This window comes from Geobacillus sp. ZGt-1 (assembly GCF_001026865.1).
Taxonomy (GTDB): domain Bacteria; phylum Bacillota; class Bacilli; order Bacillales; family Anoxybacillaceae; genus Geobacillus; species Geobacillus thermoleovorans.
The window spans coordinates 148,204-158,308 of the sequence record NZ_LDPD01000013.1; the positions used below are offsets into that span (position 1 = coordinate 148,204).

At 54.3% G+C, this 10,105-nt stretch carries 10 protein-coding genes and 2 pseudogenes; 11 read left to right on the plus strand and 1 reads right to left on the minus strand.

What is annotated here, in order from left to right; all coding sequences use genetic code 11:
• Positions 1-114: 114 nt before the first annotated feature.
• The 3 genes from VU18_RS04955 to VU18_RS04965 all read left to right on the plus strand — a co-directional run bounded on the left by VU18_RS04955 (position 115) and on the right by VU18_RS04965 (position 1,325).
• A complete protein-coding gene (locus VU18_RS04955; RefSeq protein ID WP_011230660.1) occupies positions 115-357 on the plus strand; it encodes a hypothetical protein in 243 nt (80 codons plus the stop codon).
• Positions 358-474: 117 nt separating this feature from the next.
• Entirely contained in the window at positions 475-696 is a 222-nt protein-coding gene (locus VU18_RS19330; RefSeq protein WP_014195407.1) for a PIN domain-containing protein, read from the plus strand.
• 65 nt (positions 697-761) lie between these two features.
• Positions 762-1,325 carry a Uma2 family endonuclease gene (locus VU18_RS04965; protein ID WP_014195408.1) on the plus strand — a complete coding sequence of 188 codons (564 nt, stop codon included), beginning with the start codon at positions 762-764 and terminating at the stop codon, positions 1,323-1,325.
• Between the two features lie 204 nt (positions 1,326-1,529).
• On the opposite strand, the gene VU18_RS04970 is transcribed toward VU18_RS04965, so the two are convergent.
• Positions 1,530-3,269: an NFACT RNA binding domain-containing protein gene (locus tag VU18_RS04970; protein ID WP_021321690.1), complete on the minus strand. Its 1,740-nt coding sequence runs from the start codon at positions 3,267-3,269 to the stop codon at positions 1,530-1,532.
• A gap of 315 nt (positions 3,270-3,584) precedes the next feature.
• Here VU18_RS04970 and VU18_RS19335 point away from each other — a divergent pair.
• The 8 genes and pseudogenes from VU18_RS19335 to VU18_RS19340 all read left to right on the plus strand — a co-directional run.
• Positions 3,585-3,892, plus strand: a 308-nt coding sequence (locus tag VU18_RS19335; RefSeq protein WP_255351078.1) for a cation-transporting P-type ATPase, incomplete at its 3' end; no start/stop codon positions are given.
• A 1-nt stretch (position 3,893) separates the two neighbouring features.
• Positions 3,894-6,257: pseudogene (locus VU18_RS04975) on the plus strand (cation-translocating P-type ATPase); the annotation flags it as partial.
• A gap of 88 nt (positions 6,258-6,345) precedes the next feature.
• Positions 6,346-7,221: a YicC/YloC family endoribonuclease gene (locus VU18_RS04980; RefSeq protein ID WP_020278162.1), complete on the plus strand. Its 876-nt coding sequence runs from the start codon at positions 6,346-6,348 to the stop codon at positions 7,219-7,221.
• Between the two features lie 56 nt (positions 7,222-7,277).
• Positions 7,278-7,541: an extracellular matrix/biofilm regulator RemA gene (gene remA, locus VU18_RS04985; RefSeq protein ID WP_011230666.1), complete on the plus strand. Its 264-nt coding sequence runs from the start codon at positions 7,278-7,280 to the stop codon at positions 7,539-7,541.
• An 11-nt stretch (positions 7,542-7,552) separates the two neighbouring features.
• Complete coding sequence (gmk, locus tag VU18_RS04990; RefSeq protein ID WP_011230667.1) at positions 7,553-8,170, plus strand: guanylate kinase; 618 nt, start codon at positions 7,553-7,555, stop codon at positions 8,168-8,170.
• Positions 8,171-8,172: 2 nt separating this feature from the next.
• The gene (rpoZ, locus tag VU18_RS04995; protein WP_011230668.1) at positions 8,173-8,373 is read left to right on the plus strand and encodes a DNA-directed RNA polymerase subunit omega; all 201 of its coding nucleotides are present in this window, start codon (positions 8,173-8,175) and stop codon (positions 8,371-8,373) included.
• Between the two features lie 49 nt (positions 8,374-8,422).
• Positions 8,423-9,628 carry a bifunctional phosphopantothenoylcysteine decarboxylase/phosphopantothenate--cysteine ligase CoaBC gene (gene coaBC, locus VU18_RS05000; RefSeq protein WP_021321693.1) on the plus strand — a complete coding sequence of 402 codons (1,206 nt, stop codon included), beginning with the start codon at positions 8,423-8,425 and terminating at the stop codon, positions 9,626-9,628.
• Positions 9,625-10,105 (plus strand): annotated as a pseudogene (locus tag VU18_RS19340) (primosomal protein N'); the annotation flags it as partial. The gene coaBC and the pseudogene VU18_RS19340, both read left to right, overlap by 4 nt.

A 10,105-nucleotide genomic window follows, 5' to 3' on the forward strand; every position in this document is an offset into this window, starting at 1 on the left:
TTTTGTCATGGGAGTCTATATAGATCGTAAAGTGAATTTTCATCTCATGATGTACAATGAACGGGTATAATATGTTTAAAAGGATCCATCTTCCTTGAAAGGAGTGAAAACGTTATGGATTTTGTAAGAGTAATCAAAAACAGCAATGACTTAGAAAAGATCATCGATTTGCCTCAATCATTAAAAAATAGAAAAGTGGAAGTCATTATTCTTCCTTATGCGGATAAAGAAGATTTGGAACAGCCAAAAAAAAGGAATCTAAGAGGGGCTCTGTCCAAATATAAAAATGAGACTTTGCAAGCCCGAGAAAGCGATGCTTGGTCTAAAGCTGTGGTGGATCAATATGAAAATCATTGATGCGAATATTATTTTAAGATATCTGCTTAATGACCATGATGAGTTGTCGGGCAAAGCCGCAACGATTATTGAAGATAACAAAGTATTGTTGCTAAGAGAAGTAATGTTCTTGAAAAAGTGTACAACGTAAAAAATGACGAGATCAGCGATATTCTTTTAGAATTGCTCAAATACGATAATATCGAGGTGGATGATATCGAGGTCGTAGAGGAGGCGCTTGCTCTGTTTGGCAAAAGGCGCTTGGACTTTGTCGATACCCTTTTATACGCCTATAACAAAGTGAAGGGATATCAAGTGTATACTTTTGATAAGAAGCTGGATAAGATGCTTGAGGAATAGCCGGCCATTACGGCTGTTGCGTTCTTCTTTTGGGGAATATGTAAGCGACAAAGGAGAAGATGCCGATGTCCTTGCCTCGGTTTTCCAATGTGTCGTACGAGCAATATTGGGCGTTGCGGGAACAAAGCGATGAGTGGCTTGAATATATTGATGGCGCTGTGTATATGGCTCCGTCGCCAAGCATCAAGCATCAGCTTGTTTCGAGCAACCTTCATACCGAATTGGGCCTTTATTTTCGTGGGAAGCCGTGCAACGTGTTTGCGGCGCCGACCGATATTGAACTGGCTAGCGACAAGTTTCCCGATCGCAAAGTCGTCATTCCGGATTTAAGCGTTATTTGCGATTCAAAAGGGTTTACGGAAACGAAGTATGTCGGCGTGCCTACTCTTATCGTTGAGATCTTGAGCCCTTCCAACCAGGCGCACGATTTAGTGACCAAATTCAATTTGTATATGGCGTACGATGTGAAAGAGTATTGGATCGTCAATCCGATGAAAGAGGCGATTACCGTCTATACGCTGAACGAGGAAGGACTGTATGAGCAGGCGGATGTGAAAGCGGGAACGGGTGTGGTGCAGTCGGCATGCTTTCCTGGGCTTCAAGTGGCTCTTGAGGATATGTTTCGTTGAGACGGATGGCAGACGTGCATGGAGTTGCATTCGTGATGGCGGCTTGTGGTTGACTCGACAAGTTTGCAAAGCGGGCTGTCCGTAAGGCCAATGCAGCTGGTCTTACAGACAGCCCGCTGTCTTTTATGCGGCACTAGACCGTTTCGGTTTGCGGGAGTTCGCGCGGATCGCCCGATGCCGTGTTGGGCGGCCATTGGGGCGCGTTTACGATGGTTTCGCCGCTTGTTCTTTTTGCCTCTGTTTCATGGTGCGGACGAGTTCTTCATCCGGTGTGACGTAGAGCGTTTGCTCGTTTTCGTAAATGACAAATCCCGGCTTGGCGCCGCTCGGTTTTTTTACATAGCGGATGCGCGTGTAGTCGACAGGCACGGAGCCGGAATGGCGCGCTTTGCTGAAGTAGGCGGCAAGATTCGCCGCTTCCAAGAGCGTCTCGTCAGACGGCTGCTTGTTCCGGATGACGACGTGCGAGCCGGGAATGTTTTTCACATGCAGCCAAACATCGTCCTTATGGGCCAGCTTTGTTGTGAGATAATCGTTTTGTTTGTTGTTTTTGCCAACGAGTATTTCCGTGCCGTCGCTTGCGACGTAGCGGTCAAGCTCGGGCGCGGTTGGTTTGCGCTTTTTTGCTCCTTTCGCCGCGCGCGGGCGCAAATAGCCTTGTTCAATGAGCTCGTCGCGGATTTCCTCGACATCTTTCGGCGAGGCGGTTTCAAGCTGGCTTAAAATCGTGTCGCAATAGGCGATGTCTTCTTTCGTCCGCTCGATTTGTTCTTGAACGACGGCGAACGAGTTTTTCGCTTTTTGGTATTTTTGAAAGTACTGTTGCGCGTTCTCGGACGGCGATTTTTGCGGGTCGAGCGGAATGGTGATGGTGCCTCCGTTTTCGTCGTAGTAGTTTGCGACCTCGATTTCCGTCATGCCGCGCTTTATGGCGTACAAATGGGCGGTGAGCAGTTCGCCGTACAGTCGATAAACGTCGGCTTTCTTTGCTTCTTCGAGCGTCTGTTCGAGCTTTAGGAGCTTTTTCTCGTTTTTCGCCTTTTCGTTCGCCATGAGACGCTCGATGTCATGAGCTTGCTGCTTGACGCGGTCGCGCTCGGCCTTGCCGAAATAAAAGCGGTCCAATAGCTCGCTTGCACTCGCAAACGGTTGGCCTTCGATTTTTAAGTGCTTAAGCGGCAAAACGTAAAACCATTCTTTTTCCCCGTTCGTGTACATCATCGGGGCAAAGCGGCGGTGCCGAACGTCATCGATGAGCGCGAGGAAGCTTTTCGGCAGCGTCGTCCGGTTGGCGAGTCCAGCGCGGAACACCGCCTCATTGGCAAATAGCGGCGAAATGCCGCTGAAGGCGGAAACAAGCTGATGGGCGAGCTTGCCGGCGTGAAAGTCGATTTTTTTCAGCACCATTTCTTCCGTCGCCTCAAGCGGGTTCAGCTTGCCGTGCGTCGGTGGGGCGACGTACGGATGCCCGGGAAGCACCGTCCGGTAGCGGTTGACCGACGGCGGCAAATGTTTCAAGCTGTCGATGATCGTGTCGGTCGATGCATCAACGAGGATGATGTTGCTATGGCGGCCCATCACTTCAATGATGAGCCGCTTTGTCTGCACGTCGCCGAGTTCGTCGCGGCCTTTTGTGTCCATGACGATGATGCGGTCAAAATCGACTTGGCGGACCGCTTCGATGACGCTTCCTTCCAACTGTTTGCGCAGCCGCATGCAAAACATCGGCGGCTCGGATGGGTTGTTGTACGTTTCGTTTGTCAAATGGACGCGGGCGTACGTCGGATGCGCCGACAGCATCACTTTATGGTTATGGCCCCGGGCGCGCACAAGCAGCACGATCTCATACGCCGACGGCTGGTGGATTTTCGTGATCCGCCCGCCCGCAAGCGCCTCTTCGAGTTCACCGACAATGGCGTACGTAAACACTCCGTCAAAGGACATGGAAAACACCTTTCTATTTCGTTTGTTTGCTATTTCGATCTTACCATACGACCCGCCGTTTTGAACATTTCTTTGAATATTACCTGAAGACGGACGAAGATGCCCGACGAACATGTTGCATAAAATGGGGAGGCCCGCTTTTTTGACACGATTTTTTCCCTTATGGGGGAGATGGCGTGGCAAAGGGCCCCACGACTCCTTATGTTTGTGTCGCTAAACATCATGGCGGGGACTATCATTTTTTGGGACATGTATGAATAAGCATAGAGAAGCGGGAACGGCGTGCGAAAAAAATGGAAGGACGGAGGGAGACAGATGCAATGGCATACGCTCGCGGCAAGCGATGTCGCGCACGAGACGAAGACGAATGTCAAGACCGGGCTTACTGCGGCGGAGGCGGAAAAACGGCTGCGGCAGTTCGGGTACAACGAGCTGGCGGAAGGGAAGAAGGAGTCGGCCATCGTTGTCTTTTTTCGCCAGTTTCAAGATTTTATGGTGCTTGTGTTGCTTTTGGCGACGGTGATTTCCGCGTTTTTAGGCGAGTATGTGGATGCGGTGGCGATTGTCGTCATCGTGATCATGAACGCCATCCTGGGGTTTATCCAGGAGCGGCGGGCGGAAAANTCGCTTGCCGCCTTAAAACGGTTGTCCGCTCCGCAAGCGGTTGTGTTGCGCGGCGGGGAGTGGGTGAAAGTCCCCACGCGCGAGCTTGTTGTCGGCGATGTGGTGAGACTTGCAAGCGGCGACCGGGTCGGGGCCGACATCCGCTTGATTGAGGCGGCCGGCCTGGAAATCGAGGAGTCGGCGCTGACGGGCGAATCAGTGCCGGTGGCCAAATCCGCCGCCCCGCTTCATACAGCACAGGCGTCGTTGGGCGATTTGCACAATATGGCGTTTATGGGGACGCTCGTGACAAGAGGGAATGGGGTCGGGATTGTCATCGCCACTGGGATGAAAACAGCGATGGGACAAATCGCAACGATGCTCGAAGAGGCGGATGCGGGGGCAACCCCGCTCCAGCGCCGGCTCGAGCAGCTTGGGAAAATTTTGCTTGTCGTCGCATTGGCGCTGACGGCAGCGGTCGTGGCCGTAGGTGTCATTCAAGGGCACGACCTGTATGAAATGTTTTTGGCTGGTGTGTCGCTCGCGGTCGCCGCCATTCCGGAGGGGTTGCCGGCCATTGTGACGGTCGTCTTGGCGCTTGGCGTGCAGCGGATGATCAAACGAAACGCCATCGTCCGCAAGCTTCCGGCGGTGGAAACGCTCGGCTGCGCTTCGGTCATTTGTTCCGACAAAACGGGGACGATGACGGAAAACATGATGACCGTCACGCAAGTATGGGCAGGCGGGCGGACATTTGCGGTAAGCGGCGTTGGTCTTGAAACGGATGGCGAGTTTTCTGAACGCGGCCGGACGGTTGATCCGAACCGCGTTCCCCAGCTCGCTCGCCTGTTGACAATGGGGGTGCTTTGCAATAGTTCGGAGTTGAAAGAGGAAAACGGCCGGCGTTACGTCGACGGCGATCCGACGGAAGGAGCGCTGCTGGTCGCGGCGGCCAAAGCTGGATTGGCGAAAGGAATGCTTTTGCGTGAGTACACGATCGAACAGGAGTTTCCGTTTGATTCCGAGCGGAAAATGATGACGGTGATCGTCCGCGACCGAAACGGCCGTCGGTTTGTCGTGACGAAAGGGGCGCCCGATGTGCTGCTTGAGCGGGCGGACCGCCTTGAATGGAACGGCCGCGAGCAGATGCTGACCCCGGCGTGGAAAGAAACGATCGAGAAGGCGATTCGCCAGATGGCGTCTTCCGCCTTGCGCACGATCGCCGTCGCGTATCGGCTGCTTGCGGAAACGGAACGGATCGAGTCGGAGAAGGATGCGGAGACAAAGCTTCGGTTCCTCGGCGTCGCCGGCATGATCGATCCGCCGCGCCCTGAGGTGAAGCAAGCAGTGGCGCGATGCAAAGAGGCAGGCATGAAAACGGTGATGATCACCGGCGATCATGTGTTGACAGCCACCGCCATCGCCAAACAGCTTGGCGTGCTGCCGCCTGGCGGAAAAGTGATGGATGGTGCGGCGTTGTCGAAGCTGTCGGTCGATGAGCTCGAACGCGTAGTTGATGAGATTTACGTGTTTGCCCGCGTCGCTCCGGAGCATAAGTTAAAAATTGTCAACGCCCTCAAGCGTCGCGGCCATATTGTTGCCATGACCGGCGACGGGGTGAACGATGCGCCCGCTCTGAAAGCAGCCGATATTGGCGTCGCCATGGGCCGGTCGGGGACAGAGGTGGCGAAAGAGGCGGCGTCGCTCGTTTTGTTGGATGACAACTTTGCGACGATTGAGGCCGCGATCGAAGAGGGGCGCAACATTTACGAAAACATTCGCAAGTTTATCCGCTACTTGCTTGCCTCGAACGTCGGGGAAATTCTCGTCATGTTGTTTGCGATGCTGCTTGCCTTGCCGCTGCCGCTCGTGCCGATTCAAATTTTATGGGTCAATCTTGTCACCGATGGTTTGCCAGCCATGGCGCTCGGGCTCGACCAACCAGAAGAAAACGTGATGAAGCGGCCGCCGCGCCGTCCCGATGAAGGGGTGTTCGCCCGCGGGCTCGGCTGGAAAATCGTAAGCCGCGGCTTTTTGATCGGCGTTGTTACGCTGGCTGCGTTTCTGACCGCCTATGAACGGAGCGGCGAGGATCTCGTTTACGCCCAGACGGCGGCGTTTGCGACGCTTGTGTTGGCCCAATTGATCCATGTGTTCGACTGCCGTTGCGACCATTCGGTTTTTGACCGCAGTCCGTTCGGGAACATATACCTTGTCGCGGCGGTGATCGTGTCGCTGCTTTTGCTCATTGTCGTCATCTATTACCCACCGCTTGCCGCAGTGTTCCATACGAAGCCGCTCGCAACAGTCGATTGGCTGCTCATCATTGGCTTGTCCGCCTTGCCGACATTTTTGTTTGCTGGCTCGCTTTTTACGAGAAAATAAAAGGATGGATATGTTATAATAAAAAGGGTGATAGAGGAACGCTCTATGACCTTTTCTTTTTCATCAAGGCAACGACGGATGTGATGATATGGTTTACAGCATGACCGGCTTCGGCGCAAGCACAAAAAAAACGGATCGTTTGATGGTGGCGGTGGAAATGAAATCGGTCAACCACCGGTTTTGCGAAATTTCCATTCGCCTCCCTAGACAATGGCTCGTGTTTGAGGATAAAATAAAGAAAGCAATTTTGCCGTACGTGCGGCGCGGAAAAGTGGAAGTGTTCGTCACGATCGCCGGCGAAGGACTTGTAAAGCGGAACGTACATATTGATTGGGATTTGCTCGGCCAATATTGGGCCGGGTTGCAGGAGGCTGCAAAGCGATTTGCTGTTGACGGCAGCGTGACGGCGGCCGAGCTGCTTCGGCTTGATGGGGCGGTCGAAGTGGTGGAAGAGGAAGGAGCGAACGAGGAGGTCGAGCCGCTGCTTTTGACCGCTGTCGATGAAGCGGCAAAGGCACTTGTTGCCATGCGCCGGCGCGAAGGGGAGGCGCTTGCCGCGGATTTGCGCGCCCGTCTTCATGAAGTCGAAGCCGGGGTGGAAGCCATTGAACAGCGGGCGCCGCTTGTTATTGAACAATACCGCGAGCGGCTTGCGCGCCGCCTGCGCGAATGGGCGCCCGCTCCGGTCGATGAGGCGCGCCTGCTCACAGAAGTGGCGGTGTTTGCCGAAAAGGCGGACATTCATGAGGAATTGAAACGCATCCGCAGCCATTTGGCGCAAATGGCAGACGCCTTAGAAATGGACGAACCGATCGGGAGGAAGCTGGACTTTTTGGTGCAAGAGTTGAACCGGGAAGTCAACACGATCGGCGCCAAGGCAAACGACAGCCTGATTGCCGCGCAAGTCGTTGAGATGAAAAGCGTGCTTGAGAAAATGCGCGAGCAAGTGCAAAACGTGGAATAACTGTTTAAAACGACTTATTGGCGGCAACAATATCGGATATGGCAGGTGGGCGTGTCATGATGATGAAATTTATCAATATCGGGTACGGAAACATGGTGTCAGCCGCCCGCATCATTACGATTGTCAGCCCTGATTCGGCGCCGATCAAACGAATCATTCAAGATGCGCGCGAAAGCGGCAAGCTTGTTGACGCGACGCACGGGCGGAGGACGCGCGCCGTCATCATTATGGACAGCGATCACGTCATTTTGTCGTCCGTGCAGCCGGAAACGGTGGCGAACCGCTTATATGGAAGCGACGATTTCTCCGAGGAAGGGTAGGGTTTTGGGCGTTGAAGAACGAACGTGGGTTGTTGATCGTCATGTCGGGTCCGTCTGGCGTTGGCAAAGGAACGGTGCGCAAGGCGCTGTTTTCACAGCCGGACATCAATCTTCATTATTCGGTGTCGGTCACGACGCGCAAGCCGCGCGAAGGCGAAGTGGAAGGCGTCGACTACTTCTTCCGCACGCGCGAGCAGTTTGAACAAATGATTCGGGAAAACAAGCTGCTCGAGTGGGCGGAATACGTCGGCAACTACTATGGCACGCCGATCGACTACGTGGAGAAGACGCTTGCCGAAGGGAAAGATGTGTTTTTAGAGATCGAAGTGCAGGGAGCGATGAAAGTACGGCGGGCGTTTCCAGAGGCGCTCTTCATTTTCCTTGCTCCGCCAAGCCTCACGGAGCTTGAAAAGCGGATCATGGGACGCGGCACCGAGTCGAAAGAGCTGATTGAAAATCGGCTGCGGGCGGCGAAAGAGGAGCTTGAAATGATGGACGAGTACGACTATGTCGTGGAAAATGATGAAGTGGAGCTCGCCTGCGAGCGGATCAAGGCGATCGTCATCGCCGAACATTGCCGGCGCGAACGCGTCGCTGAGCGATATAAACGGATGTTGGGGGTGGAATGACGATGCTGTATCCTTCCATCGATTTGCTGATGCAAAAAGTCGATTCGAAATACAAGCTCGTCACGGTGGTGGCCAAACGGGCGCGCGAGCTGCAGGACGGTGCGGAGTTGATGGTGAAAAAGCCGGTGTCGAAAAAATTTGTCGGCCAGGCGCTCGAGGAAATCGCTGGTGACAAGGTCGAATTAGTGGAGGAGGAAAAATAACAACCTAGCTTTAGGTTGTTATTTTTTTCAATGTCGGGGGGTGGCCAACATGATCAAGGGAAAACATATTTTGCTTTGTGTGACCGGGGGGGTGGCGGCGTACAAGGCGGCGGCGCTCACCAGCCAGTTGACCCAGCGCGGCGCTGAAGTAAAAGTGATCATGACAGAAGGGGCGTGCCAGTTCATTACACCGCTCACGTTTCAAGCTTTGTCGCGCCAGGAAGTGTATGTCGATACGTTTGCCGAAAACAACCCGGCCGTCATCGCCCATATCGATTTGGCGGACTGGGCTGATCTCGTTTTGGTCGCACCGGCGACGGCCAATACGATGGCGAAGCTGGCCGCCGGCATCGCCGACAATATGGTGACGACGACGATTTTGGCGACGAAAGCGCCCGTCTGGATTGCTCCGGCGATGAACGTCCATATGTACGAGCATCCGGCCGTCCAGGCGAACATTGAGCGGCTCTGCCAATTCGGCTACCGGTTCATCGAGCCGTCGGAAGGCTATTTGGCGTGCGGCTACATCGGCAAAGGGCGGCTGGAGGAGCCGGAGAACATCATCGCCCATATCGAGCGCTTTTTTGCCGGTGATCCGCCGCTGTTTCGCGGGAAGCGTGTGCTTGTCACCGCTGGGCCGACGCGGGAGAGGCTTGATCCAGTCCGCTATTTCTCCAACTATTCGAGCGGCAAAATGGGCTACGCCATCGCCGAAGCGGCGGCCCGCTTCGGCGCTTCGGTGACGCTTGTCTCCGGACCGACGGCGCTTTCTTCGCCCGATGGCGTCGAGACGGTGGCGGTTGAATCGGCGGAAGAGATGTATGAAGCGGTGATGGCTCGGTTTGCGGAAACGGACATCGTGATCAAGGCGGCGGCGGTCGCCGATTATCGGCCGAAATATGTGGCGGCGTCCAAAATCAAAAAGCAACCGGGTGATTATGTGGTGGAGATGGAGCGGACGGTGGACATCTTGAAAGCGCTTGGTGAGCGGAAAACGGGACAGATTTTAGTTGGATTTGCCGCTGAGACGGACAACCTTGAACAGTATGCGTTAAAAAAGCTTGAAGAAAAGCGGCTTGATATGGTCGTCGCCAACAATGTCACCGAAGAAGGGGCAGGGTTTGCCGGCGATACGAACATCGTCACCATCTTCCGCCGCGACGGCGTCGTTCGGCCGCTGCCGCTCATGACGAAACGCGAGGCGGCCGAGGAAATTTTAAAAGAAATTCACGCGTATATCGAGGCGATTCGATGAAAGTAGCATCCGTGATTGTCGATGTCCCGTCCCGGCAGACGGACCGCCCGTTTGATTATTTGATTCCGGAACGCTGGCAAGGCATCATCCAGCCGGGCATGCGGGTGACGGTGCCGTTTGGGGCGCGGCGTTTGCAAGGGTTTGTCGTTGATGTGAAAGACCATTCCGACATCAAACAACTGAAACCGATTGAGCATGTGCTTGATGTCGTGCCGGTGTTAAACGAAGAGCTGCTTGATCTTGGCCGCTATTTAACGGAAACGACGCTTTGTTTTGCCATTTCGGCGTACCAGGCGATGCTGCCGGCAGCGATGCGGGCGAAATATGAAAAAACGCTCCGTTTGACAGATGAAGAGAAGAGAGAGAGGTTGCCGGATGAGGTAAAGCCGCTGTTTGCCGGGCGGACGGAAGCCGCTTGGAAAGAGGTTGAGGCGGCCGGTTTATGGCGGGCGGCGCAAAAAGCGGTGCAGCAGGGCG